This window comes from Embleya sp. NPDC020630 (assembly GCF_044334985.1).
In the GTDB taxonomy this organism is placed as follows: Bacteria; Actinomycetota; Actinomycetes; order Streptomycetales; family Streptomycetaceae; genus Embleya.
The window spans coordinates 1-23,794 of record NZ_JBIRUB010000031.1; the positions used below are offsets into that span (position 1 = coordinate 1).

24 protein-coding genes and 1 CRISPR repeat array are annotated in these 23,794 nt (G+C 69.5%); of the genes, 16 read left to right on the forward strand and 8 right to left on the reverse strand.

What is annotated here, in order from left to right; all coding sequences use genetic code 11:
* The first annotated feature begins 129 nt into the window (after positions 1–129).
* A CRISPR array of direct repeats spans positions 130–386; the repeat unit is 37 nt; unit sequence GTTGCGATCCCCGGCCAGCCCGAAGGTTGACCGCCAT.
* 267 nt (positions 387–653) lie between these two features.
* The 9 genes from ACH4XV_RS44370 (at position 654) to ACH4XV_RS44410 (ending at position 9,889) form a co-directional block, all read left to right on the forward strand.
* Positions 654–2,864: a CRISPR-associated endonuclease Cas3'' gene (locus ACH4XV_RS44370; RefSeq protein WP_395799587.1), complete on the forward strand. Its 2,211-nt coding sequence runs from the start codon at positions 654–656 to the stop codon at positions 2,862–2,864.
* The gene (gene cas5c / locus ACH4XV_RS44375; RefSeq protein ID WP_395799589.1) at positions 2,861–3,586 is read left to right on the forward strand and encodes a type I-C CRISPR-associated protein Cas5c; all 726 of its coding nucleotides are present in this window, start codon (positions 2,861–2,863) and stop codon (positions 3,584–3,586) included. The genes ACH4XV_RS44370 and cas5c overlap by 4 nt, the downstream gene beginning before the upstream one ends.
* 3 nt (positions 3,587–3,589) lie before the next feature.
* Entirely contained in the window at positions 3,590–5,389 is a 1,800-nt protein-coding gene (cas8c, locus tag ACH4XV_RS44380; protein WP_395799591.1) for a type I-C CRISPR-associated protein Cas8c/Csd1, read from the forward strand.
* Between the two features lie 50 nt (positions 5,390–5,439).
* The gene (gene cas7c, locus ACH4XV_RS44385; protein WP_395799593.1) at positions 5,440–6,294 is read left to right on the forward strand and encodes a type I-C CRISPR-associated protein Cas7/Csd2; all 855 of its coding nucleotides are present in this window, start codon (positions 5,440–5,442) and stop codon (positions 6,292–6,294) included.
* Positions 6,291–6,962 (forward strand): CRISPR-associated protein Cas4, encoded by a 672-nt coding sequence (gene cas4, locus ACH4XV_RS44390; protein WP_395799595.1) that lies wholly within the window; start codon positions 6,291–6,293, stop codon positions 6,960–6,962. The genes cas7c and cas4 overlap by 4 nt, the downstream gene beginning before the upstream one ends.
* Before the next feature lie 15 nt (positions 6,963–6,977).
* Complete coding sequence (cas1c, locus tag ACH4XV_RS44395; protein WP_395799597.1) at positions 6,978–8,012, forward strand: type I-C CRISPR-associated endonuclease Cas1c; 1,035 nt, start codon at positions 6,978–6,980, stop codon at positions 8,010–8,012.
* The gene (gene cas2, locus ACH4XV_RS44400) at positions 8,009–8,302 is read left to right on the forward strand and encodes a CRISPR-associated endonuclease Cas2 (protein ID WP_395799599.1); all 294 of its coding nucleotides are present in this window, start codon (positions 8,009–8,011) and stop codon (positions 8,300–8,302) included. Before cas1c ends, cas2 begins: the two co-directional genes overlap by 4 nt.
* A gap of 409 nt (positions 8,303–8,711) precedes the next feature.
* Positions 8,712–9,203 (forward strand): hypothetical protein, encoded by a 492-nt coding sequence (locus ACH4XV_RS44405; protein WP_395799601.1) that lies wholly within the window; start codon positions 8,712–8,714, stop codon positions 9,201–9,203.
* A 113-nt stretch (positions 9,204–9,316) separates the two neighbouring features.
* Positions 9,317–9,889: an NYN domain-containing protein gene (locus ACH4XV_RS44410; protein ID WP_395799603.1), complete on the forward strand. Its 573-nt coding sequence runs from the start codon at positions 9,317–9,319 to the stop codon at positions 9,887–9,889.
* 112 nt (positions 9,890–10,001) lie between these two features.
* Here ACH4XV_RS44410 and ACH4XV_RS44415 read toward each other — a convergent pair whose 3' ends face one another.
* From ACH4XV_RS44415 to ACH4XV_RS44425, 3 genes are all read right to left on the reverse strand, one after another.
* On the reverse strand, positions 10,002–10,211 hold the full coding sequence (locus tag ACH4XV_RS44415) for a hypothetical protein (RefSeq protein ID WP_395799605.1): 210 nt from the start codon (positions 10,209–10,211) through the stop codon (positions 10,002–10,004).
* A 14-nt stretch (positions 10,212–10,225) separates the two neighbouring features.
* Positions 10,226–10,399 carry a hypothetical protein gene (locus tag ACH4XV_RS44420; RefSeq protein WP_395799607.1) on the reverse strand — a complete coding sequence of 58 codons (174 nt, stop codon included), beginning with the start codon at positions 10,397–10,399 and terminating at the stop codon, positions 10,226–10,228.
* A 245-nt stretch (positions 10,400–10,644) separates the two neighbouring features.
* Entirely contained in the window at positions 10,645–13,545 is a 2,901-nt protein-coding gene (locus ACH4XV_RS44425; RefSeq protein WP_395799609.1) for an NACHT domain-containing protein, read from the reverse strand.
* Between the two features lie 116 nt (positions 13,546–13,661).
* Between ACH4XV_RS44425 and ACH4XV_RS44430 the strand changes: the two genes are divergently transcribed.
* Positions 13,662–13,871 (forward strand): hypothetical protein, encoded by a 210-nt coding sequence (locus tag ACH4XV_RS44430; RefSeq protein ID WP_395799611.1) that lies wholly within the window; start codon positions 13,662–13,664, stop codon positions 13,869–13,871.
* A gap of 263 nt (positions 13,872–14,134) precedes the next feature.
* Here the strand turns inward: ACH4XV_RS44430 and ACH4XV_RS44435 are convergent, their stop codons facing one another.
* A complete protein-coding gene (locus tag ACH4XV_RS44435; RefSeq protein ID WP_395799613.1) occupies positions 14,135–14,755 on the reverse strand; it encodes a CGNR zinc finger domain-containing protein in 621 nt (206 codons plus the stop codon).
* A 132-nt stretch (positions 14,756–14,887) separates the two neighbouring features.
* Between ACH4XV_RS44435 and ACH4XV_RS44440 the strand changes: the two genes are divergently transcribed.
* Positions 14,888–15,436 (forward strand): carboxymuconolactone decarboxylase family protein, encoded by a 549-nt coding sequence (locus ACH4XV_RS44440; protein WP_395799615.1) that lies wholly within the window; start codon positions 14,888–14,890, stop codon positions 15,434–15,436.
* Between the two features lie 257 nt (positions 15,437–15,693).
* Positions 15,694–15,996 carry a hypothetical protein gene (locus ACH4XV_RS44445; RefSeq protein WP_395799617.1) on the forward strand — a complete coding sequence of 101 codons (303 nt, stop codon included), beginning with the start codon at positions 15,694–15,696 and terminating at the stop codon, positions 15,994–15,996.
* A 171-nt stretch (positions 15,997–16,167) separates the two neighbouring features.
* Here ACH4XV_RS44445 and ACH4XV_RS44450 read toward each other — a convergent pair whose 3' ends face one another.
* Positions 16,168–16,371 carry a hypothetical protein gene (locus tag ACH4XV_RS44450; RefSeq protein WP_395799619.1) on the reverse strand — a complete coding sequence of 68 codons (204 nt, stop codon included), beginning with the start codon at positions 16,369–16,371 and terminating at the stop codon, positions 16,168–16,170.
* Between the two features lie 1,045 nt (positions 16,372–17,416).
* On the opposite strand from ACH4XV_RS44450, the gene ACH4XV_RS44455 reads away from it, so the two are divergent.
* Both ACH4XV_RS44455 and ACH4XV_RS44460 read left to right on the forward strand, forming a co-directional pair.
* A complete protein-coding gene (locus ACH4XV_RS44455; RefSeq protein ID WP_395799621.1) occupies positions 17,417–17,710 on the forward strand; it encodes a hypothetical protein in 294 nt (97 codons plus the stop codon).
* 174 nt (positions 17,711–17,884) lie between these two features.
* Complete coding sequence (locus tag ACH4XV_RS44460; RefSeq protein ID WP_395799623.1) at positions 17,885–18,169, forward strand: hypothetical protein; 285 nt, start codon at positions 17,885–17,887, stop codon at positions 18,167–18,169.
* A gap of 1,094 nt (positions 18,170–19,263) precedes the next feature.
* Here the strand turns inward: ACH4XV_RS44460 and ACH4XV_RS44465 are convergent.
* The 3 genes from ACH4XV_RS44465 to ACH4XV_RS44475 form a co-directional block, all read right to left on the reverse strand.
* Positions 19,264–19,587: a hypothetical protein gene (locus ACH4XV_RS44465; protein ID WP_395799625.1), complete on the reverse strand. Its 324-nt coding sequence runs from the start codon at positions 19,585–19,587 to the stop codon at positions 19,264–19,266.
* A gap of 456 nt (positions 19,588–20,043) precedes the next feature.
* Positions 20,044–22,068: a pentapeptide repeat-containing protein gene (locus ACH4XV_RS44470; RefSeq protein ID WP_395799627.1), complete on the reverse strand. Its 2,025-nt coding sequence runs from the start codon at positions 22,066–22,068 to the stop codon at positions 20,044–20,046.
* Between the two features lie 263 nt (positions 22,069–22,331).
* The gene (locus tag ACH4XV_RS44475) at positions 22,332–22,457 is read right to left on the reverse strand and encodes a hypothetical protein (protein WP_395799629.1); all 126 of its coding nucleotides are present in this window, start codon (positions 22,455–22,457) and stop codon (positions 22,332–22,334) included.
* 155 nt (positions 22,458–22,612) lie between these two features.
* Here ACH4XV_RS44475 and ACH4XV_RS44480 point away from each other — a divergent pair, with 155 nt between their 5' ends.
* Positions 22,613–22,933, forward strand: a complete 321-nt coding sequence (locus ACH4XV_RS44480) for a PadR family transcriptional regulator (RefSeq protein WP_395799630.1) — start codon at positions 22,613–22,615, stop codon at positions 22,931–22,933.
* A complete protein-coding gene (locus ACH4XV_RS44485; RefSeq protein WP_395799632.1) occupies positions 22,930–23,607 on the forward strand; it encodes a hypothetical protein in 678 nt (225 codons plus the stop codon). The genes ACH4XV_RS44480 and ACH4XV_RS44485 overlap by 4 nt, the downstream gene beginning before the upstream one ends.
* The last annotated feature ends 187 nt before the right edge of the window (positions 23,608–23,794 follow it).

Genomic DNA, 23,794 nt, shown 5'->3' on the forward strand with positions numbered 1-23,794 from the left:
GCTACCTCGCCGCCCTCCACCTCCGCGCCGCAATGATCTGGCTCAACGCCCTCACCCACACCACTCATTGATCACGACTGGATACGCGGCCTAGGGGCCGCGCGGCGCCGACGGACTTGTGCAGTCGGTGTTGCGATCCCCGGCCAGCCCGAAGGTTGACCGCCATTTCCGCACCTCGGTCCCGGCGACGTCGCGCAGATCGCGTTGCGATCCCCGGCCAGCCCGAAGGTTGACCGCCATTGGCCCGCGGCCAGCCGCCGCGGGCCACGAACACGCGTTGCGATCCCCGGCCAGCCCGAAGGTTGACCGCCATCCGGATGGCTGCTCTGACCGCGGCAGTGGTGCTCGTGTTGCGATCCCCGGCCAGCCCGAAGGTTGACCGCCATCCTGTCTGAGCAGGGGAAACGTACCGAAAAAATTCTTCGCGAGGTACCGCTGCGTCGTCAATTGCGGTCGAAACGGACTTTCGGCTTCGGTGTGGTTCGCGTGTCGCGTGTGTGCTTGGGGTTCCGAAGCGGCGCCCTCGGGGGGCTTTTTCGATTCGGGTCCATGATGTGCGGGCAACGCCCTAGATTTTCATCTGCCGGGTGTCCGAGGCGGGTTCCGTCTCCGGTCGGTTCGTCGCGTCCCCACCCGGTTTCCAAGGAGTCTTCATGCGTTTATTGGCGCACAGCGTGAACGATTCCGGTGTTCGCCACGGTCTCGACGATCACCTGCGTGGTACGGCCGCCCGGTCCGGTGAGTTCGGGTCGGTGTTCGGTGGTGGTGCGGCGGCGGGTTATCTGGGGGTCGTGCACGACGTCGGGAAGGGCGCGTGTGTCTGGCAGTCGAAACTGCTGGCCGTCGAGGTGGCCGGTGGTGGGCGGGTGGGGCTCGATCACAAGCGCGCGGGAGCGCTCCTGGCGCAACGCGCGTTGCCGCCTACGCTCGCGCGGATTGTGATCGGGCATCACGGCGGGCTCCCCGACACCCCAACCCTGAAGGACGAACTCCACGCGGCTGCCGGGGCTGTCGAGGAACTCGAGGCCACCATCGCTGCGGTCGCCGAGTTGGTGCCCGAGATCCTTCCGGATGTGTCGCCGTCGCTTCCGACGTGGTTGGCGTCCGTTCCGAAAGCCGAACTCGGTCTCGCCTATGACCTGTTGATCCGCATGCTGTTCAGTTGCGTCGTCGACGCGGATTTCCTCGACACCTCGGCGCACTTCGACAGCGGGGCGGCGGCGCTCCCACCGGCTCCGGCCGTCCCGGAGCTCCTGCGCCGGTTCGAGCAGCGCCGTATGGAGAAGCTCCGCGCCCGGCCGAGGAACGATCTCTCCCGGCTTCGTGACGACGTCTATGCCCGTACCGTCGCCGCGGCAGTGCTTCCGCCGGGCATCCACCGCCTCGGTGTGCCCACCGGTGCCGGGAAGACGTTCGCCGCCGGCGGGTTCGGGCTCCACCACGCGGTGAAGTGGGGTCTGCGGCGGGTCGTGGTGGCGGTTCCGTTCATCTCGATCACCGAGCAGAACTCGGCCGTCTACCGCGATCTCCTGGAGCGCGACGGCGACGCGGCGCCGTCGTTGTTGGAACACCACAGTGCGGTCGATCTCGACGCGGCCCCGCGCGGGGCGAAGCTCGCCGCGGAGAACTGGGACTCGCCGTTTGTCGTCACCACGACGGTGCGCCTGTTCGAGTCGCTGTTCTCGCGCAAGCCCGCCGCGATGCGGCGGCTGCACCGCCTTGCCGGCGCGGTGATCGTCCTCGACGAGGTCCAGGCACTGCCCGATCCGTTGTTGATGCCGATCCTGTCCGTGCTGCGCGGGCTGTGCGACCACTACGGGACGACGGTGCTGCTCACGTCGGCGACCCAGCCCGAGTTCATGGCGGTGTCCGGGTTCGAGGGCGCGCGGGCGGTCGACGTGATCCCCGATCCGGCGCCGTTGTACGCGAGGTTGCGGCGCGTCGACTACGAGTGGCGCCTGGCGCCGCAGCCGTTGCTCGAGGACATCGCCGCCGAGGCGGCGGACCTGCCGCAGGCCCTGGTCGTGGTGAACACGACCGCGAACGCGGCCACCGTGCACCGCACCCTGGCCGAGGAACGCCCGTCCGATCTCGGCCCGGCACTGCACCTGTCGACCCGCATGGCCCCCCGGCATCGGCGGGAGAACCTCGCCGAGATCGGGAGGCTTCTCGCGGAGGGCGAGCCGGTCGCCGTCGTCGCCACGCCGCTCGTCGAAGCCGGTGTCGACGTCGACTTCCCCGTGGTCTACCGCGCGTTCGCCCCGGCGGAGTCCCTGCAGCAGGCGGCCGGTCGCTGCAACCGTGAAGGCCGCCTGCCCGCGCCCGGTCGGGTCGTGGTGTTCGACCCGTGCGACGGTGGGCGCCCGAACGGCGAACCGTACAAGCAGGCGATGCAGGCGACGTCGGAGAACTTCGGCCCCGGTCTCGCCGACCCGGACGACCTGGACGCGTTGGCCCGCTACTACCGGCTGCGGTACGGCCGTCTCGGCGACGACGGCCTGGGCCGCCGCATCCAGGACCTGCGCGCCCGCCTGGACTATCCGCAGGTGGCGGCGGAGTTCCGCATGATCGACGACCAGGCGACCAGCCCCGTCGCCGTCCTGATGGACGACGACGAGGCCCAGGACATCGTGCGCGCGGCGGTACGGGCGCTGCGGTCGCCGTACCCGTGCGGCCCGCAGCCGCTGCGGGACCTGCAGCCCTACACCGCGTCGCTGCCTCGTTCGGCGGCCCGCGCCGCGGTCCGGGCGGGCCATGCCGAGCCGGTGGTCGGGGATCTGTTGCTGTGGGTCAGCGACTACCACTCCGAACGCGGTATCGATCTCGAACACCCCGAGAACAGCGAGGACTTCACGTCTTGGTGACCAAACGCAACCGGCATTCGGCTCCCCCGCTCGTGGTCGAGGTGTCCGGGCCGCTCGCCTGTTTCACCCGCCCGGAACTCAAGGTCGAACGCGTCAGCTATCCCGTCATGACGCCGTCCGCGGCGCGAGGTCTGCTGGAAGCGATCTTCTGGAAGAAGGAATTCCGGTACGACGTCGTCAAGATCGAGGTCCTCGCGCCCGTGCGCTGGTTCAGCCTGCGCCGCAACGAGGTCAAATCCGTCGTCACCCCGCCGCGGATCCGCGAACTGCGCCGGGACCCGAGCCGCCGGTACGACGTGGAGGAGGACCGGGACCAGCGCAACACCGTCGCCCTGCGCGACGTCGCCTACCGCATCCACGCGCACGTCGACCTCGCGCCGCACACCACCGCGACCGAGGCCAAGTACCGCGACCAGTTCCGCCGCCGTGTCGAACGCGGGGCGTGTTTCTCCCAGCCGTTCCTCGGCTGCCGCGAGTTCGCCGCCGACTTCGGCCCCACCACCACCCGCCCACCGATCCGACACGACGAGGCACCCGAGGACGGCGAAGAACTCGGCGTGATGCTCCACTCGATCGTCTACACCGACACGGGGGAGCGGTACCGCTGGTTCCGTGCCCGCCTCGAACAGGGCATCTTGCACGTTCCCGAACACCCGCTGTCGGACACCGAGGTCGACATGCCCGCACGCTCCGCCCGGGCCCGACGCGCCGCCGAGGGCTGACCGATGCTCCTGCGCGAACTCCGCGACCACGCCCTCACCCGCACCGACATGCCGCCCCTCTACTACGTCCCCAAGGCCCTGCGCTGGTTCATCCCGCTCACCGAGAACGGCGACCTCGCCCCCGGCGGCCTGGTCGACCTGCGCCCGGCCAAGGGGGCGAAAGGACCCAAGGGCAAACTCGTCCCCGCACCCGACGCCTACCGCAGCATCCACCCGCCGCCGCTGTTGCTGTGCGACACCGCCGAGTACGTCCTGGCCGTCGCCCGCGACGACAGCCCCAAAGCCGACGCCCAGGCCGACCGCCGGTGCGCCGCGTTCGTCGAACTGGCCCGCCGCTGGACGGACCGCGCGGCCGGGCACGACCCCGTCGCCCGCGCGCTCGCCCGGTTCCTCGACGCCGACGGCCTGGCCCACGTCCCCATCCCCGACGATCTCGTCGCGGGGGACTGGGTGGGCATCATGGTCGGCGCCGCGTGGGTGCACCTGCGGCCGACCGCGCAGACCGAGTGGTGCGCGATCGTCGCCGAACGCAAGGGCGGCGGCCGCCAGGGCCTGTGCCTGGTCTGCGGCGAGCACGGCAACCTGCTTTCCACCCTCCCGGAGAGCATTAAAGCCGGCGCCATCCCCACCTCGGGGCAGGCCCGCAAGACCCAGCTCGTCAGCGTCAACTCCGCCGCCCAGGCCCGCGAGGGTGTGCTCCAACTCGCCAACACGCCCATCTGCGACGGCTGCGGATCCACCGGCGTCGCCGCCCTCAACGCCCTCCTCGCCGACGAGCGCCACCGCCGCCGCGGCACCACCTCCAGCCTCGTCTGGTGGACCCGCGACCCCATCGACGACGACCCCGTCGCCGCCTTCGACGCCCCCCAGCCGGACGACGTCCGTCACCTCCTCGACACCCTCCACGAACCGGCCCACAACCGTGCGGCGAACGAGCGCGTCGACCCCAACCGCTTCTACGGCCTGACCCTGGGCACCAACAGCTCCCGCGTCGTCGTCCACGACTGGATCGACATCCCCATCGGCGAACTCCGCCGCAACCAGGGCGCCTGGTTCACCGACCACGAAACCCGCGACGGCTGGAACCGCACCTCCGTCTGGTACCCGCTGTGGCGCCTGACCCAGGCCGCCGGCCGCTGGGACAAGACCACCAACCGCTACACCAACACCCTCGTCCCCGACGGCCTCGACAACGCCCTCCTCCGCAGCGCCCTCAACCACCAACCACCCCCCGCACACCTGCTCGCGCACCTGCTCGGCCGCATCCGCTCCGACCGCCGCATCGACGGCCCCCGCGCCGCACTCCTACGCCTGATCCTCGAACGCTCGCCCCACGGAGGAACCACCATGCCCGGACTCGACCCGGACGCCACCGACCCGGGATACCTGTGCGGCCGGCTCTTCGCCCTGTACGAGAGCACCCAATACGCCGCGCTCTCCGCCGTCGGGGAGAACGGCCGCCGCCAAGGCGTCAACGCCACGGTCGCCGACAAGTTCTACGGCTCGGCCACCACCGCCCCCAGGCACGTCCTGCTCACCCTCGACCGCGGATCCAAGGCCCACCTCAAGCGGCTGCGCCGTGACCGGCCCGGAACCGCGGTCGCCCTCGGCAAGCAGATCGGCGCGGTCTGGGCGCGCTTCGACGCGACCGCGGAGGACGTCCTGCCCGCCACCCTCTCGCCGCGACAGCAGGCGCGCTTCGCCCTCGGCTACTACCACCAACAACAGTCCGGCTTCGAAGCCGCCGCCGAACGCGCCGAAACCAAGGCCGCCGCCGCGGCGGCGGACACCCGCCAACCCTGACCGCGCCCCCGGAACACCCCGAACCCCTTTCGACTCCCAGGAGCACCCCTGTGACCGCACCGCACCTCGACCCCACCCGCAAGCACGACTACGTCTTCATGGTCGACGTCCGCGACGGCAACCCCAACGGCGACCCCGACGCCGGCGGCATGCCCCGCCTCGACCCCGTCACCAGCCAAGGACTCATCACCGACGTCGCGATCAAGCGCAAGGTCCGCAACGTCATCCCCCTCCTCAACGAAGGCCGCGCCGGCTACGACATCTACGTCGAGGCCGGCGTCGCCCTCAACGCCCAACACGAACGCGCCTACACCGCCCTCGGCGACACCACCACCCCCGTCGACGCCCAGAAATGGATGTGCGAAACGTTCTACGACATCCGCATGTTCGGCGCCGTCATGACCACCGGCACCAAACACGCCGGACGCGTCCAAGGCCCCATGCAACTCACCTTCGCCCGCTCCGTCGACGAAGTCCTGCCCCTCGACATCGGCATCACCCGCGTCACCCAGACCCGCCAGGCCGACATCGACAAGGGCGAAAGCACCGAGATGGGCTCCAAACACATCGTCCCCTACGGCCTGTACGTCGGCGAAGGCCACTTCAGCGCCCCCCTCGCCGCCCGCACCGGCGTCACCACCGACGACCTCGAAGCCTTCTGGCGCGCCTTCACCCTCATGCTCGACCACGACCGCGCATCCACCCGCGGCTCCATGAGCCTGCGCGGCCTGTACGTCTTCACCCACGACGACGCCTACGGCCGCGCCCCCGCCCGCCAACTCCTCGACCGCGTACACGTGCAACCCGTCGGCACCGGCCCCGCCCGAGGCTTCGACGACTACAAGATCGAGATCCTCGACGGCGACCTCCCCGCCGGCATCACCCTCACCCGCATCCTGGGATGAACCCACCCCACCAACACCGCGGAGCAGCGGTCGCGGAACCCGTCCAGGTGCCGATCTCGGCCCTGGAACACCACACGTACTGCCCCCGCCAAGCCGGCCTGATCCTCCTCGAGGACGCGTTCGCCGACGACGCCGCCACGGTCCGGGGCACCATCCTCCACGAACGCGTCCACACCCCCGGACACGAAACCCGCCCCGGGACCAAAACCCTGCGCGCATTGCCCCTCTGGCACGACACCCTCGGCCTGACCGGGGTGTGCGACGTCGTGGAGATCCGCCGCAGAACCATCACCCCCGTCGAACACAAATCCGGCCGCTACCAACCCGGCGGCCCCGGCGACGTCCAGGTCGCCGCACAAGCCATGTGCCTCGAGGCCATGTTCGACACCACCATCGACACAGCCGTCGTCTGGTCCGCCACCGACCGCCGCCGCCACGAAGTCGCCGTCGACGCCGCCCTCCGGGCCACCGTCGAAGCCACCACGGTCGCCGTCCGCGCCATGCTCACCGCGGCGGCCCTCCCGGCCGCACCCGCCGACAAACGCTGCCGCCGCTGCTCCATGGCCGAATCCTGCATGCCCAAGGTCCTCGCAGGCGACCGCCGCTACCGCCAGGCCCTCGCCGACCTGTACCGCACACCCACCGACGAGCCACCCACGCCCACCTGACCCGAAGAGCCCCCCATGCCCACCGAAATCCTCAACACCCTCTACGTACAAACCCAAGGCGCTTCACTGCACCTGGACGAGGACAGCATCCGTGTCGCCCTCCCCGACACCCCCGGACGCAAAACCCTCCCCCTACGCCGCATCGAATCCATCGTCGTCTACGGCCACATCAACCTCTCCACCGAACTCATCGCCCGCTGCGCCGACGACAACAGACCCATCGTCTGGATGTCCAGGGGCGGACGCTTCACCGCCCGCCTCGAAGGCCCGACCCGAGGCAACGTCCTCCTCCGCCACGCGCAACACCAAGTCCACGACGACGACACGGCGCGCCTGGAGATCGCCCGGGCGTTCGTCGCCGGGAAAATCCGCAACAGCCGCCGCGTACTCCTCCGTGCGGCCCGGGACGCCACCGGCTCGCCCCAGATCGGCCTGCGCGCCGCGGCCGACGAACTCGCCGAGGCCGTGACCTGGCTGCCGGACGCCAAGGACCTCACCGAACTCATGGGCCTGGAGGGCCAGGCGGGCCGCACCTATTTCGCGGCGCTGCCCCTGGCCCTGCGCAAGGGGACCGACTTCCCCCCGTTCACCGGACGTTCGAGACGTCCGCCGACCGATCCCACCAACGCCCTCATCTCGTTCCTCTACGGCCTCCTCCGCAATCTCGCCCAAGGCGCGGCGGAACAGGTGGGACTCGATCCATACGTCGGTTTCCTCCATAGCCTGCGCCCCGCGAAACCGGCCTTGGCCCTCGACCTCATGGAGGAGTTCCGTCCCGCCCTCGCCGACCGCCTGGCGCTCACCCTCATCAACCGCCGCACCCTCCGCGTCGAACACTTCGACGAACTCCCCGGCGGCGCCTGGCAACTCGACGAGAACGGCCGGAAGATCGTCTTCGAAGGCTGGCAGGACACCCGACGTCAGGAATGGGACCACCCGATCGCCGCCCGCCCCGTCCCCGCCGGTCTCCTGCCCGTCATGCAGGCCCGGATCCTCGCCCGCCACCTACGCGGCGAGCTCCCCGGCTACCTCCCCTGGATCCCCGCATGATGGACCTCCTCCTCACCTACGACGTCGACACCACCAGCCCCGAAGGCCGCCGACGCCTGCGCAAGGTCGCCAAACTCTGCGAAGGCTACGGAACCCGCGTCCAACAATCCGTCTTCGAAATCGCCACCGACGACATCGGCCTCCTCAAACTCCTCGCCGCAGTCAAAAGCCTCATCAACACCGACACGGACAGCATCCGCATCTACCGACTTCCCAGGAACGGCTTCGAAGCCGTCCGCACCATGGGCACGGCCCGACTCCTGGCACACCGCGACGACTTCGTCATCTAGCCACCCCGGCACCCGAACAGCCGCTCAGCGGCAGCCAATGCACGAACACCCGCAAGCCCGGCCTGCGCCTCGTCCGAACCGGCCCGACGCGACACCGCGCTGGCACCTGCCCGACACCCACCAAAGAGCGCTCTTTGACCTTGCCGAAACGACAGCCGTCAGCCCCGCACGAGCGGGAATTGCCCGGGACGGACACATGCACACTCGTCGGATGCTCGACACGGGCCGGCCGCGACCCCGGACCGAGGTCCGCCTGCGGCTCCACAGGAAGCGAAGGAACCGCTCCGCCGGAGCGCGCCCGGGCCGTCGACTCGACACGACGACCGGACGATTGGCCCGATCCCTCGGGAAGGAACGCGCGAACCCGTTCGTGGACGACAGCCGCGTTCGCAGATCGGAAGTCGGGACCTTGGCCAACGGATGGAAGACCATCAGCGCAGGTAGGTCCACCTACCGAGTCAGCGGGCTTGATAAACACCCTCTCACCGCGTTCAGTGGCTCCGCCTTGGACGTGGTGCACGGCGACCGCGTGCCGGCGGCGAGCTGGTACTGCGCTCTCGGGGACATCCCCCTCGACGGCGTCGTCGCGCACCACGTCGCGTCCGACGGCTCCTGGCCCGACCACGATCCGTGCGGCGACGTCGAACGCAACGACGTGCTCGGCCCGCTCCCGGACCATGCGGCGGTGAACGCGTGGCGCGAGCGGTGCACGGCGGCTCTCGGTTCCGGCCACCTGCCCGCCGACCTCGACGGCGACAGGCTCGCCACGGTGTTGCTCCGCTTCAACACGCTGCCCATGCTGATCGACGAGTTGCGCGCGGGCGATCCGGACGGGCGGCGCCGGCGGATCGCCTGGCGCTCCGCGCCCGACGTCGCGTACGGGCTCGGCGCTGGCCCGTGAGCGGTCCGGCCCCGGCCGGGTGGCGGCGGGCACGAATCCCGCGAACAGCGGTCGGGCGGCCTGTGTCCGACTAGCGTGTCCCCGTCGATCGCAAGATCCGGGGAGGAAGTTCCGTGGTGCTGTTCGTGTACGTGGACAACTCGAATGTGTGGATCGAGGGCCAAAGGCTCAGCGCGGTACGCAAGGGCGATGCAGTCAGCACCGCAGACGCCATGCACCGCAAGATCACAGACATGACGTGGGGTTACGACTTCGGGAAGCTGTACGAGCTGGCCTGCCCGCCTTCCGCACAGGTCGGCCGCTCCATCCTCTTCGGCTCGCGGCCCCCCGCAAACGACTCCCTGTGGGATCGGGCCCGCAACGAGGGGTTCGAGGTCGAGGTCTTCGACCGCAACGCCGCGAACAAGGAGAAGGAAGTGGACGTGAGCCTCGCGACCACGATGATGGAGGACTCCTACGAGCACATGCGGGCCGCGCGGGGGGACATGGCTGTCCTCATCGCGGGCGACCGTGACTACGTACCCACCGTGAATTCCCTCAAGAAGCGCAACCTCAAGGTCCGTGTCGTCTTCTGGGAGCACGCCGTGGCTCGCGCGCTGCAAGAAACCGCCACGGAGTTCATCGGTCTCGATCCGGCCTTCGAGTACATCACGCGTCCCGGAGGCATGACCGGTCCCACCTCGTGAAGCGGTAGGAGGCTTCCCTGCACGACGTCGCGCACATCCTCGGGGTCGGGGCCGGCACGTGAACGAGACCCCCGGACCGACCACGTTGCGGTGCACGTCCGGCCGGGCCGGGTCAGCTCGGGAAGACGTCCGGCCACTCGGTTACAGCCTGCGCGATCCGCGACGATGCGCTGGCCGCTGCGGTGATCGATGCCGGGGCGGCGCGGGTACGGTTCAGCCTTCGGGGTTCATCGGGCACGGCCGCTGCCTCCACGACGTCGGCGACATGGTCGAGCAGTTGCGCGCGTACCTCGTCGGTGAGGTTCGGATCCTCCTGGTCCACCGCGCTGAGTTCGCTTACGGCGCGTCTGCGGTCCGCGCGTCACCACGATCGATGATTCCCGCCATGGTCGAGTTGATGATCCGCAACGACTCGGCCGTGTTGATGACCCCGACATTTCCGTTGACGACGATCCCGTCGAGCTTCTTGCCCTGGCCCGATCGATCCGCGTATTTCGGCATGCGCTTCAACACGGAGATCGTCGAGCGAGACCCTCACGCGATCCCCACGTTCGCATCCTGATCGTCGGCCAGACCCACATCACCATCGACAACGCTCTGCCGTGCATCCGTCAGGCCAGCATCGACGGGATCGTCCGCCTCAGCCGCCCCGACGATCTACGCGTCACCGAGTTCCAGGCGCGTGAGATCGACAGTTTCTGTCGCTACCACAAATCGTTATCGGGCTCGTGGTGGATCTGCTGTACGCACGCCACCTACATGGATCGCTGACTCCTCGGCATCTGAAGGTGTTTTCCGTCGAATTTATCGGCGCCGATCACGCTCTTCACGTGCGATGCATCGATGCGAATTCCCTCCACGGCGCAGAGAGGCGTAATATCCGGTATCCAGTGCACTCCGGCCAATGTCAGATGTTTGAGACCCGGGAAGGTACTCGCCACATGATTGAAGTCGACAGGACCAATCCCGTGAGGCGCCAGCCAAAGCTCTTTCACCTGTGGGAGGGGTATCGCCCTGCTGAAATTTCCCGCCATGGAGAGTGTGTCCAAATTAGGGAGATCGGCAAGCTCCTGCCATTCATGCAATCGCGTGATGGGCGTGGAGGCCCCGAGAACACGCAACTCTTGCCATCGCGACACTCCGGAGATCGAGGGCCCTCCCCCAAGCTGGAGATTTACGAGATTCTTTGAGGCCCGGAGCTCCGTCAGATCCCCCCAGGGAAGCCTTGTAATCAAAATTAGAGTTCGAAGTTTCTGCAAAGCAACAAGGAAATCAAAAGAGCATCCGGAGGCAATATTAAAGAGAGTCAAATCTTTCAAATCGAGGCTTGCGAGAGCGTCAAGATCACAAAGATTTGGACAGTCGTGCAGGTATATACGCGTCAATGCCCGGATATTCTGCAAGGCCGAGACATCGCTCAAAGAATTGTCGTAAATTTTCAGATCCAGGAGATTCTTGACCGAGACGTGCTCGACGATCTCCTCGGCTGTGAAGTTTCCGATGAACGAAATATTGGCTGCCGAACTGATATGCCGGAGCGCCTCTCTTTGCGCATGACTACCGATACGCAAATTTCCCATGGCATGCAATGCGAGAATATCTCGGGCGTATTCGTCCGGGTCGAACCTGCCCCAGTAGTCGGCGAAAGCATGATACGACCGTCGGCTGTTTTTAGCGAAGCGATGGAGGAAGGCATGAGCCTGGTCTCCACCAATAATGCCAGCGGTATGGATTACGGCGGTACCTTCGTCTTCGTCCAGGCCCGCGTCCGTGGCCGGGAGCAGGTCCAGGACGCCTGGGCCGAGAGCGGCCAGGGTGTTGGCATCCTCGTATGTGCGTGGGGGCATTAGGGCGCGGGTGCGGTCGTCGACCAGGGTGCGGGTTTCGGGGTCGATCTCGGTGGCGTAGCGCAGTGCGGCGGCGGCAAGGAGGTGGGTGCGGGTGCGTTGCTTGGGGCGTTGGTCGCCGCGGCGGATCAGGCGTTGGAGGAGTTTGGCGCCGTCGGTGGGGCCTGCATGGGCAACGGCCATGCGGATGACGTCCTCCCACTGGTCGTCCCGGGCGTTGTCGACCAGGAGCGGGAAGTCTCGGGCTTCCACGACGGCCTTCGCGCCGAGGTAGTCCTGGAACGTGCGGTGGATGAAGTCGATCGTGTCCTCGGTCGGTCGACGCAACAGCCCGCTGCGTGCGACCAGGTGTTCCAGTACCCGTTCGGCGTCGCCCTGTTCGGCGATCTGCGGCATCGAGGGCAGGGCGACGTCGATCACCGACAGCGCGGTCGCGATGTCCATCTCCTGTTGTCGGTTGCGAATCAGCCAGTACGCGAGACGCTGCAGGAGCAGCACGCTCTGCTGCTCGCTCAGGTCCATGCCCTCGGGCGTGCCCACGCCCCGCTCGCGGTCTCGACGCACCAGAAGCATCGACAACGCGGCTGCGTACAACTCCATCCGCGTGTGGGGCAGGTAGCCCCGCCGCTCCCGGTGCAGCGCGCAGATCACCGCACACATCAACGGCGACGTCGCCAGCTCCGCGAGATCGCGCTGCGCGCGTACGCTCGTCCGCAACGATGCTTCGAGTTCGTCCAGATGTCGGCGCTCGGCGGTGTCCTGGGCGCAGAGCCGGGCGGCGGTGTGCCAGCGCCCGACGAACAACGCGGTATCCGCCGTGCTCATCGGTCGTACCGCCACTTCCGTGAATCCCGTCGATCGCAGCCATCCTTCCGGCACCGCCGTCGGGCGCGTGGTGACCACGAAGACCGTCGTCGGGTAGGCGGCGACCAGCCCCTCCAGCCACTGTTCGGCTGCGGCGCGTTGTTCCTGGGGGACCTCGTCGACGCCGTCGACCAGGATCGCGCCCCGCCCGGACGCCAGTACCCCGTCGGCCCAGCCGGGCGGCTGTGCGTCGGCGAGCGGACACTCCACGCCTTTCAGGAACCCCTCGGGTCCCGGTAGCGCGCCATGTCGCGACAGCGTCCGGAGCGGCAACAAGAACGGCACTCGCCCTCGCCACGACGCCAACTCGTCGGGAACCTTGCCGGACGCGGCGGACACCGTCAGCCACTGCAGCAACGTCGTCTTCCCTCCACCGGCGTGGCCCCGCAAGACCAGTCGCGCGGACCCGGACAACGCCCGCTCCGCCCGCTCCACCGACACCGACGGCGCCCGCTCCACGTCCTCGTCGACCACGTGACGGCTCGGGTGCCGCTCCTTGTGTACCGCGAGCTCGAGGCTCAGATAGGCAGCGTCCAACGGCCACCGGGCCTGCTGCGTCCGCCCCAGATCCAGACCGAACACCGTCAGGTTCGCGTGCCGATCCCGTACGTACGCCAAGTACCGCTCGTCGAATCGCATTTCCGTCGCCGATCGCGCGAGCACCTCGGTCCCGCGCCCTGCAGCCGACGCCTTCGACGTGTCGGCCGCGGCCGAACCCTGCGCGAGCAGGTCCAGCAGCGGCTCCGGATCGACGCGCAAAGCCCTCGCCAACGCCACCACCGTGCCCGGTGAGGGAACCGCCCGGCCGTTCAACGCCTGACTCACGGTGGTACGCCCCAGCCCCGACCGCGCCCGCAGTGCGTCCACCGAGAGGCCGCGCATCGCACGTAACCGACGCAAACACTCGGCCAGTCGCCCCAACGGATTCTCGACTGGTCCCGCCACCCCAACGCCCCCAGACCGTGATCGCTCACGTTCGACTTCGTTCGCCCGAACCCCGGCGAACACCCCACCTAAGACAGTGTGTTCCACGCATCCCTACCACCCCCGGGACCCACACGATGGACACTTCCCTTACTCGCCTGACCCTGCTGCTCCTCGCACTGGCGGTCGCCGTGCTGTTCGCCGCGATAGTCGCTGTCGCTGCCGCCGTGTTGAGTCGCCTCGACGGAGGACGCCCGGTCGCCTGTGTCGAACGGGGCGCGGTCGCATTCCTGGCCACGCTCACGGTGTGTGTGGCGACGGTGTCGCTTATGGTCACGGCGCTGTAGATCGCCGATGTCACGCACGTCGGCCGCCGGACACCATCGACCGTAGCTCCGTCGACGTCGCGCCGCCGACGTCGCGCGCCGGGCCGAGGGGAAGACGCGGCGGTCCCCGCCCAGCTCGGCCCCCCGATCGCAGGCCCGCGTCCGGTCCGATCAAGGGGGCCGGTCGACGGGTGCCCTGCCCCACGGACGCCGGCCAGATTTCCCGGCAGGCTGCGCGTACTTGACGCGTTCTTGAGCCTGCCGACGGTGCCGCGGTGCGGGTGTCAGTGGGTGGTGTTGCGGTGGCGCTGGTAGTGGCGTGCGGAACGGGCGCGGCTGCCGCAGGTCGGGGAGCACCATTCGCGGCGCGGGTGGTCCTTGATGAAGTACAGGACGCAGCCCGGCGCGAGGCAGGCGCGCAGCGGCGTGTCCGTGCCGCGGCTGAACAGTTCGATGCCTTCCTCGGCGATGGCCGAGACGGTCGCCGCGGCGGCGTGGCCCCGGGTACGGGTGTGGCGGGCGGGTGCTCCGCCGGATGTCCAGGTCAGCGCGGACCAGGTCGGCACCGCGCCGGCCGCCTCGTTGAGGGCGTCGACCGCGGCGTCCAATTCGCGGGTGGCGGACGCCGCGGCGGGGCGGGGGTCGCCGGTGGCCTCGGCGGCGAGCCGGCGCAGCGCGTCGCGGAGCCCGGTGAGGCGTACGGCCAGTTCGGCGGTGTCCTTGGCGGGGATGTCTCGCAGGTCGTGACCGGCGAGGAGGGCGACGCGCGGGGCGACCGCGTGCAGCCACGCGCGCGTGTCGTCGGGCCGCTCGAGCGCGTCGTGGACGCCCTCGCGGTCGGCCCAGATGGTGTTCATCAACTCGACGGGCAGCGGTTCGCCCAGCAGCGGCGCGGTGGTCTCCATGAACACACCCTAGCGAACTTCCAACGGTTACAAGAGGTTCCAAGCGTTGACAGACGGGGGGTCGCCAGTCCATGATTCTGACGGTTGGAGAAGCAAATAACCGTTAGAATTCGCTGAAGGAGTGCTTCACCCATGACCGGATTCCCGCTCATCGACCCCGCCACCGCCACCGGCAAGGCCGCTCAGCTGCTGGCCGACGTCCACAAGTCCCTCGGCGTCACGCCGAACATGACCAAGGCGATGGCGAACAGCCCGGCCCTGCTGCAGGGCTACCTCGCGCTGTCCGGCGCGCTGGGCGGTGGCGTGCTGCCCGCCGGCGTCCGCGAGCGCCTCGCGCTCACCACGGCCGAGTACAACGGCTGCGAGTACTGCCTGTCCGCGCACACCTACATCGGCACCAACATCGCCAACGTCGACGCAGCCGAGCTGGACGCGGCCCGCGATGCCAAGTCCACCGAGCCGCACACCGCGGCGCTGCTGGCGCTGTCCGACGCGGTGGCCCGCGGCCGGGGCACCGTCGACGACAGCGTGCTGCGCGACGCCCGCGAGGCCGGCGCCACCGACGCCGAGATCGGCGAAGTCGTCGGCCACATCGCCCTCAACGTCCTGACCAACTACTTCAACATCCTCGCCCAGGTCGCCAACGACTGGCCCGTCGTCACCCCTCGCACCACGACCTGACCCCGGCTCGCCGCCCACCAGGCGGACCGCCATCTCCACGGCCCCGGCCGCCACTTCGGGGACCGGGGCCGACCCACGTACGACCCCGGAGCCCGATCCACCGCCCCACCGCGTGGCCGGGTGTGACGCCGCGGCCATCCGACACCGCACGGCCGCACCCGCCCCGACACCCCCATGCCGAGAAGCAACTCCCAGGCGTCCGCCGCCCGCCCGGTGAGGTGCGGCGTCGATCTAGTGGCTCACAGGGGCGGAAACGGGTGCACGCGGCTGTGGGCCTGCTGGCCGCCCACCGGCGCGGCTTCTGGCTGGACGAGCTGCTGGACCCGGACAGCCTCCTGGCCGCCGCGGTGACGTGGAAGGACGGCAGGCCCTGGGTCGAGTGGAACACGGTCGGCGAACTCATCGACCGCGGGCTGCCGCAGTCCTCCGGCGAGTTGGCGGTACTCGCGGTGGCGGCGTCCATCGGCGGCGATTACCGGGTGAACCTGCGGCAGGCGATGCGGGCCATGTCCGATCGGGACACGAGGGCGCTCGTCGCCACCTTGTCCGAAGGGTGGTGAGTCCCGCCCGTGGGGTGGGCCACCGGTGCCGGTCCTTCGGCGGCCGGAGTCGTCTCCCGGGCAGGGGAGCGCCGATCGCTCGGCGAAGCGCAACTCGTGGCCGCGACCTCGGCGGCGGCGCGGCCGGGCCCGGCGGAATTCCTGGTCGGAAGTGGCCGGGCCCGGGTGGAATTACTTCGCGATGTTCGCGACGGTGGGGACGGTGTCGGTCACCAGGTGGTGGCCGGCCTCCTCACCGATGCCCATCAGCACGGCCAGGAGCAGGGTGGCGAGCGCGGTGTACGCGCGGCGACGCCATTTGCTTCGGGCTGCCCGGCTGACCGTGCTGCCATCGGCGTGACAGCATGGGGGAGGTTCGTCGGTGGTGGGTGGCAAGGCTGTGCCTCCTTGATCGGACGGATCTGCGATATGGCGGCTCCCGGCTGGCACCGGGGGCCGTCGCCGTTTTTCGGCGTCAGCCCGATGAGCTTCACAGCAGCCTAGGCCGGCAGCGCGACGGTAAATGTGTTCCCGACCCCCGGCAGGGCCGCCCCATGTCCTGTCAACTCTCTTGACACGGCACCGGCTCACCCTCCCCCCGCCCGGAGTCCTGCGCTTGGGGATGTTCCGTCTCGGAGGTCGTGACCTGCGGTGATGGCCACAGCCCTCTCGCGCGAACGGCCCGATCCGACAGACGAGAGCGTTCGGGCGACGACGGCCGGACCATGTCATCGAAGTGACGTCCTGGGGGTGCGAAAACCGCTACATGGAACGGCAGTTGAGGATGTGGCGCTCCGTGGGGATGTACCTCATCGGTGAGGATGGGCAGGTTTGCCCGCACTCGATCAACGTGATGTGGAGCACATCGGCGATAGGTGGATGGTCGCATCGACTTCGCTCTAAGCCGCAGGTCAGGTGGCGGGGCGCCACCTGACCTGCGGCCAGCGCGACGGGGAACGGCTCCGCGCTGCCGGCGGTCAGCTTCCGGGCGCCACGCACCCACTCGGTGATGTCCGCGCTGCCGATCGAAGAAGACGCCCGGCCATGTCGCCGTCGGAGGGGATCGCGTAGACGGTGTGGTCGAACGGCGAGGCGCCTTGTCCGGACGTTGCCCGCACCGACCGAAACGATCGTCGTCCCGCGAGGCGTCATTCGCCCGCAAGGAGGATTGCGGCCCGTCGGACCGACATCGCGACATCACGCGAATGGATGACGCGGGTCGGGCGCGCGGCCGGAAGTGCCAGCTCTACCCGTGCACCTTGCGCGCACCCTTCGTGCCACCTCCGTGCAGGCGGATCGGTTGGGCACGCGGCTGCTCCCGGCCACCGGGCAGGCAGGTCACGGCTTCGGAAAGCCCCTGTGGCCGAACCGTGCAACCGGGACACTTTGCTCCTGCCGCAGGAGGCAAGACCGTCGGGGGGCGAAGATGCCAACGGAAGCGATGGAGACCGCCAGTCGCAGTCAGGTGATCATCGGCACGACCGTGCTGGGCGTGCTCGTCGGCGGGTTCATCCTCTGGATGATCGTTGCCGCAGGCACCAACTTCGCCCGCAACGCTCGGCAGATGACGCCGAAACGCATCCTCGTGGGCCTCGGGGTCTTCGCCGGCGCGTTCCTCGTCGCCTTCATCGTGCTGGGCATTCTCATGCCCGACGTTCGGCAGGCGGTGAAATACGCCCTGATCCTGGCCGGCGTCTTCGTGCTGTGGTGCCTGTGCTTCGGCGAGCCCAGCTGATGTGACGGCACGCCTCCGGGTGCACCGCGATCGCGGCCCGCATCGTGCAGGCCATCCCCAGTCGGCACGCGCGGCGGCCTCACACGGGGCCGGATTCTTGAAAGCTCCCCATGGACGGGCCCGATCGGGTGAACCCCGCCCCCGCCCCACCCCGATCGGGTAACAATCGGTTCTGTGACGAAAATCGGCGCGGGGACTCCGGAGCGCGCGGCCGCCGAGGCGGGCGCGTGGCGGTGCGAGGTGTGCGGCAAGACCCTCGGCGGCAAAACCCGGCGGGGCAGACCCCGCCGGCACTGCAGCCCCGCGTGCAAACAGGCCGCGTACCGGCAGCGGCACGCGCCGGGCGAGCAGCAGCTGCGCGACGAGCTGGCGGTCGCGCTCGACGACGTGCGGGCAGGCCTGCGCGACGGCGCCGGCCTGGGCCTGACCGGCGAGCAGCTGCGCGTCGCGCACCGCTAGGCGATCGCGGCCGCCGCCGCAGTGCGCGCGCTGGCCGGCCTGCGGGCGCTCGCCCGCCTGGTCCCGCCCGACACCGACCCGCCCGAGACCCCGCCCGTCCCGCCCCCCGTCGTCGACGAGCCGGACCCGGCGCCGGCGGCCGAGGTCGCCCCGGCACCGGTCGAGGACCCGCCACCGATGCCCGACCCGGCCCCGGGCCCGGAGCCGGAGAAGAAACCGACCACGCGACGGACGTCCGAGGCCGGGACCGCGCGTTCGGCGCACAGGGAGCCGGCGTTGCCGGGGCCGGTGGAGGTGCCCGAGAACGCCGACAAGAACACCGGACAGGCGGCAAATTCGACGCCCTCGGGGAAAGTCGGCGAGGCCTCGCCGAGTCCTCGACGAACGCTCGCCGAAGGTCCGGCGACGGCTCGCACAGCAAGCTGTCCCTTCGGAAACTCCACGCCACGCAAGGCGGGCGAGGGTGTCCGAAGGAGGCTGCGGCGGGCGGCGGAACGCCGGGCGGTCCGAGGACGCGGACGAGCCCGCCACCCCCGGGGCGAGCCTGCCCAAAGCAATGCACCCTGGCCGTCGGCTCGGGTGCATTGCTTTGGGCATAACTTGCTCGGCCGACGCCGGGCTCCCCGAGAGCATTGCTCTCGGGACAACTTGCTGCGCGGCGTTGACTCGTTCAGTTCCGCTTGCCGTTGCCGCGCCCCAGACGCCGGCGATTCGTCGGCTCGGGCTCCGCCGGAGCCGACTCGGCCGGCCGGATGCCCGCCAGGTGCTCGAACGGGCCGGGACGCCGGCGGTCCCTGCGGTCGATCGGATCGCCGTTCGGCGGCGCGGCGGGTCCCCGTCCGAGTCGCCGTCGTTCCGCGTCGTCGACCATCGACCCCAACCCCTCGACCGCATCGGTGCGTACCCCCGGATCATCGCGCACCCCACCGCGCCCGGTGACCGCACCGACCGACCGCACCGTGTGGTCACCACCGCACCGACCGGGGTCACCCACCGGCCCACCCGGTCGGTGCGGTCGGCCGGTCACCGGCCCGACCTGCGGCGCACCATCGCGCCGGCGCGCACCGACCCACCGCACCACCACGAGGAGAGAGTCACTTGACCGCTATCCCGTGTCTGGCCGCCCAACTACGGCCGACCCGGTCGCACATCTTCATGGTGGGTTGGTAGTCGGAGTGCACGATCCGACCGTCCGGAGCGGTCAACCACCAATGCCAGCGAAGGCCTTTGGTGGTTCCCAGACCCCCGGCGCGGGCCAGGTTCTGTTCGATGTGAAGGTCGCACGCTCCTTCGACGGGCGGGTTCCGCAGAAACCGCATCCGGGCGAGTACACCCAGTTTCATGAACTCGTCGTAGTCGTCCCGGCCGGTCCGCGCCTTGTAGTCCGCGCGCCGCTTGTCCTCTGGCTGTTTCTTCATGGCTGTCTTTCTCGCGCCACGTTGTCGTCGGCGGCCCGTCGTGTCCGAACGGTGTGGAGGAAGCCAGCGGTTCTCGCCCAGCACCCCGGACACGTACCCCGCCCACGGCACGGCTGTGGTCACCTCCGAGCGGACCCCGATGCGTCCGGCCCGGTCGACCGGGCCGCCGCCGACTGGGCCCTCGGTGCCCAGTCGGTCTTGGCCGTCCTGCTATCCGGGGCCCGCGCAGCCCTGGACTGGATTCGTGACGCGGCGGCCGGCGTCATCGGCGTCCGGTTGCCGCCCTCGTGCCCGCTGCTCTTTCCGCCCATGGCGATCACCTCTCACCGCCATCCTCCAATCGTCCCGACCGCCGCGCACCCTGACCCGCGACACGCCACCACGGCCCTACCACCGGCCCCTGTTGTCGGACATGAACTTGTCAGTGCCTTCCGCCATGACCAGATGTCAGTGGTTTCAGCGTTTGACGCGGCCTCGGATGGCGAGGGCTGCGAGGCCGAGGAGGACGGGTTCGAGGAAGCGGGACGTCATCTCGATGTAGGTGCCTGCGGTGGTGAGGTTTTGGCCGCTGGAGCGGAAGACGACGGAGTTGAGGACGACGCGGGTGGCCTTCTCGGCGCGTATGCCGGTCAAGTGGTCGTGGGTGGTGCCGGTGAGGGTGGGGTCGCCGGTATCGACGGTCAGGTCCACCGCTTGTCCCGCGGCGGGGAGCGTGCCTGTCACCTTCGGTTTCGGGTCGCTGGTGGGCAGACCCCACAGCATCATGGCGAGAACGGTGGTGGTCATGGCGAGGCCGAGCCAGGCGAGAGCGCGGGAGGCGCGCAGGCCGTAGCCGGACAGGGCCCAATAGGCGGTGAGGAGTCCTCGTTCGGCGCGGGAGCGGCCGGGGCGGCGATCGAGGCGGCGCATTTCCATTTCGCCCATGTAGAAGTCGGCGGCGCCGGGTTCGTCCTTGCCGTCCTCGAAGGTTTTGCGGAGTTGGCGGTACAGCGCGGCGAGCGCGGCCGGCCCCGGGATGGTGGGCGCGGAGCCGGTGGGGTGCGGTGGAGCGGGTGTCCAGCCGGCGCGTTGTCGCGGGCGGCGGCCGGGCAAGGGCAGGGCGCGCCAGTGGTGTTCCTCGGCAAGGACCAGGCGGCCGGTCCAGCGTAGGGGTACTCCGCGGAGTGGGTCGGTTCCGGTGGGTGTGCGGGCGAAGCGGGTGTCGCCCTCCAGACGGAGTTGGTCGAGGTGGAACGCGCCGAGGAATCGGCAGGTGGTGAGGTCGGTGTCGGTCAGGACCAGGTGCGCGGCGTCGACACCGCCGATGGTCTCCACCTGCACCGGGTCGGTCTCGCCGGCGGCCGAGACGACGGCCAAGGGGAAGTTGAGGACCGCGCCGTTCATGTCGAGAGTGGCGTGCCACAGGCGCAACGTCGCGGTTGCCTCCCACCGCGTCCGCACACACCACATCCTCGCGGCCGCGGCCTCGATCACCACCGGGGCGGCGAACACGGCTCCCGAAAGATCCAACACCCCCCAACACCACAACGGCCCCAACACCGACGCAGACTCGAACCGGACACCCCGGAAACCGGCATCGCCGCCCACCACCACATAGCCGAACCCGGCGTTGGTGGAGAACGTCGCGTGTTCGAACCGGGCGTGGGCGGAGAACGTCACGTGGTCGAACCGGGCGTCGGCGGAGAACGTCGCGTGGTCGAACCAGGCGTGGGTGAAGAACGTCGCGTAGTTGAACCGGGCATGGGCGGAAAACGCCGCGCTGTCGAATCGAGCGTCGGCGGCGAATATCGCGCCGTCGAACCCGGCCTCGGCGGAGAAGGTCGCTTTATCGAACCGGGCGTGGGCGGAGAATGTCGCGCCGCCGAACCCGGCGTTGGCGGAGAACGTCGCGTGCTCGAACCGGGCGTTGGTGGAGAACGTCGCGCTGCCGAACCCGGCGTGGGCGGAGAACGTCGCCCTGTCGAACCGGGCGTGGGCGGAGAACGTCGCCCTGTCGAACCGGGCGTGGGCGGAGAACGTCGCCCTGTCGAACCGGGCGTGGGCGGAGAACGTCGCGTGGTCGAACCGGACGTTGGCGGAGAACGTCGCGCCGCCGAACCCGGCGTGGGCGGAGAACGTCGCGCGGTCGAACCGGGCGTCGGCGGAGAACGTCGCCCTGTCGAAGCGGGCGTGGGCGGAGAACGTCGCGTGGTCGAACCGGGCGTTGCCGAGGTGCGGCCGGTAGGTGGTCGGGTCGCGGAGCGCGGCGAGAAGTTCGATCAGCAGGGGTTCGTCGAAGGTGGTACCGCGGTGGTCGACGTCGGAGCCGGGAGTCACGGTCGCGAGGTATGTGGCCCGGTCGGCGGGGTTGAGGTGGGCGAGGCATCGTGTGTGCCCGGTGACGTGGATACCTCGGCAGCCGACCGGGTCGCCCGGGGTGGCTCCCTCGGCGCAGTGCGGCCACGGTGGGGGTGTGGGCGAAGGTGCCAGGGGCGACGTCATGCCGTCGAGGACGACCCGGAGTGAGCCGCCGGTTGCGGAAAACGACCGACTGGCCGCCTTCTACAGCCTCGACCTGTTCGACCCCGCGAGCTACCGCCCACCGACCGCAGCCGCTGGCCACGGCACCCCGCTGACAAACCTCATGGCGGAACGGCTGACACCGACTGGCAAAGCCCACAGACATTTTCATGGCGGACGACACGACCACTGTTGTCGGACACGAAAGCGTCAGTGGTTCTCGCCACGACCGAATGTCAGTGGTTTCAGCGTTTGACGCGGCCTCGGATGGCGAGTGCGAGGAGGTCGAGGAGGACGGGTTCGAGGAAGCGGGACGTCATCTCGATGTGGGTGCCTGCGGTGGTGAGGTTCTGGCCGCTGGAGCGGAACACGACGGAGTCGAGGACGATTCGCGTCGCCTTCTCGGTGCGTCCGGTCGTGAACCGGTCGGGTGGCAGCCTGTCGAGGGCCGGGTGGCGTCTCCGCTCGATCGACGAAGGCGAATCTCGTTCTCGACATATGCTCGCTGTGGTGCTGCACTGGAGGCATGACGACTCCACGACTCACGAAGCCCACCATCGCCGTGCTGGAGGTGCTGCTGGCCGCCACCGCAGAGGCCCCCGCCTGGGGGCTGTTCATCTGCGCGGAGGCGGACCTCGGTTCCGGCACGGTCTACCCGATCCTCGACCGCCTCCAGACCATCGGCTGGGCGACCTGCCGCGACGAGACCGGTCCACACCCCGGCCGCCCCGCCCGCCGCTACTGGGAACTCACCGGCACCGGCCGCGCCCAAGCACGAGCCGCTCTCACCGCCCGCCGCGCCCGCCGCTTCGGCCTGCGCCGGGCACTGACCGGAGGAGTGTCATGAACCGGATCCTCGTGGCCCTCCGCTGCGCTGTCGGCGTCACGACCCTCGCCGTGCTCGGGATATGCGCGATGGCGATCATGTACGGTCGGATCCCCCTGACGCCGACGGAGTTCAATTGGGTGACAGGGGTGGGGATGTTCGTGTTTGCGGTATGGAACCAGGTGGAGGAGGCCGAGTCCGAGCGCCTGGAGCGTCGGGTCGAGGAGTTCCGGGCCTGGTTCCTGGACCGGCGATCCCGCTCGGCCCGCGGCACAACGTCGTTCGCCGCCATGCTGGCCGGCTCTCGCCGCGAAATTCGCGAGGCATGGCTCGCCGACCTGGCGGGAGACCCCGAGAACGGGATGGTGCCGACCCCGAAGGCGCAGCGGCGGCTCGCCCGGGGGTTCCTCGTTGCGGCGGTCACGATGCGGCTGCGCGACCTGGCCGGGCCGCTGTGGCGGCCCGTGGACTGGGTGCTCGGCACGGCGAACCGCACGAACGCCGTCATCACCCTGGCCGTGGGCGCCCTCGCCCTCTACATCGACGCGACCGACGGCCTGCACGCCCTGCTGGTGGAGGCGTGGCACCCGTGCGCGATCCTCGGAGCCGGTCTCTACGGCCTCGCCCACTGGCTCCGCGGGATCCGCGGCATCGAGCCGAACAACCACACCGAGTCGAACGACTCCGTCAGGTAGCGGTGGTCCGCCATCGCAACGCCGAGTGGGTCGTCCGAGACAGACGCCCACGGGTTCCTCGGTGACGACTACACGAAGGCGAGCCCGATCACCGCCGGCCTGCTCGTCGACCACACCCCCGAGACCGACACGGACGACAACGGCGAAACCATGCTCGGCCTGTCCGCCGACGTCCAGTACGGCCTCT

Excerpts from the sequence above, each read along its gene's own strand:
- ACH4XV_RS44370 (WP_395799587.1), top strand. The coding sequence starts at position 654 with ATGCGTTTATTGGCGCACAGCGTGAACGATTCCGGTGTTCGCCACGGT.
- cas8c (WP_395799591.1), top strand. The coding sequence starts at position 3,590 with ATGCTCCTGCGCGAACTCCGCGACCACGCCCTCACCCGCACCGACATG.
- cas4 (WP_395799595.1), top strand. The coding sequence starts at position 6,291 with ATGAACCCACCCCACCAACACCGCGGAGCAGCGGTCGCGGAACCCGTC.
- cas1c (WP_395799597.1), top strand. The coding sequence starts at position 6,978 with ATGCCCACCGAAATCCTCAACACCCTCTACGTACAAACCCAAGGCGCT.
- cas2 (WP_395799599.1), top strand. The coding sequence starts at position 8,009 with ATGATGGACCTCCTCCTCACCTACGACGTCGACACCACCAGCCCCGAA.
- ACH4XV_RS44430 (WP_395799611.1), top strand. The coding sequence starts at position 13,662 with ATGGACACTTCCCTTACTCGCCTGACCCTGCTGCTCCTCGCACTGGCG.
- ACH4XV_RS44435 (WP_395799613.1), bottom strand. The coding sequence starts at position 14,755 with ATGGAGACCACCGCGCCGCTGCTGGGCGAACCGCTGCCCGTCGAGTTG.
- ACH4XV_RS44440 (WP_395799615.1), top strand. The coding sequence starts at position 14,888 with ATGACCGGATTCCCGCTCATCGACCCCGCCACCGCCACCGGCAAGGCC.
- ACH4XV_RS44455 (WP_395799621.1), top strand. The coding sequence starts at position 17,417 with ATGGAGACCGCCAGTCGCAGTCAGGTGATCATCGGCACGACCGTGCTG.
- ACH4XV_RS44465 (WP_395799625.1), bottom strand. The coding sequence starts at position 19,587 with ATGAAGAAACAGCCAGAGGACAAGCGGCGCGCGGACTACAAGGCGCGG.
- ACH4XV_RS44470 (WP_395799627.1), bottom strand. The coding sequence starts at position 22,068 with ATGACGTCGCCCCTGGCACCTTCGCCCACACCCCCACCGTGGCCGCAC.
- ACH4XV_RS44480 (WP_395799630.1), top strand. The coding sequence starts at position 22,613 with ATGACGACTCCACGACTCACGAAGCCCACCATCGCCGTGCTGGAGGTG.
- ACH4XV_RS44485 (WP_395799632.1), top strand. The coding sequence starts at position 22,930 with ATGAACCGGATCCTCGTGGCCCTCCGCTGCGCTGTCGGCGTCACGACC.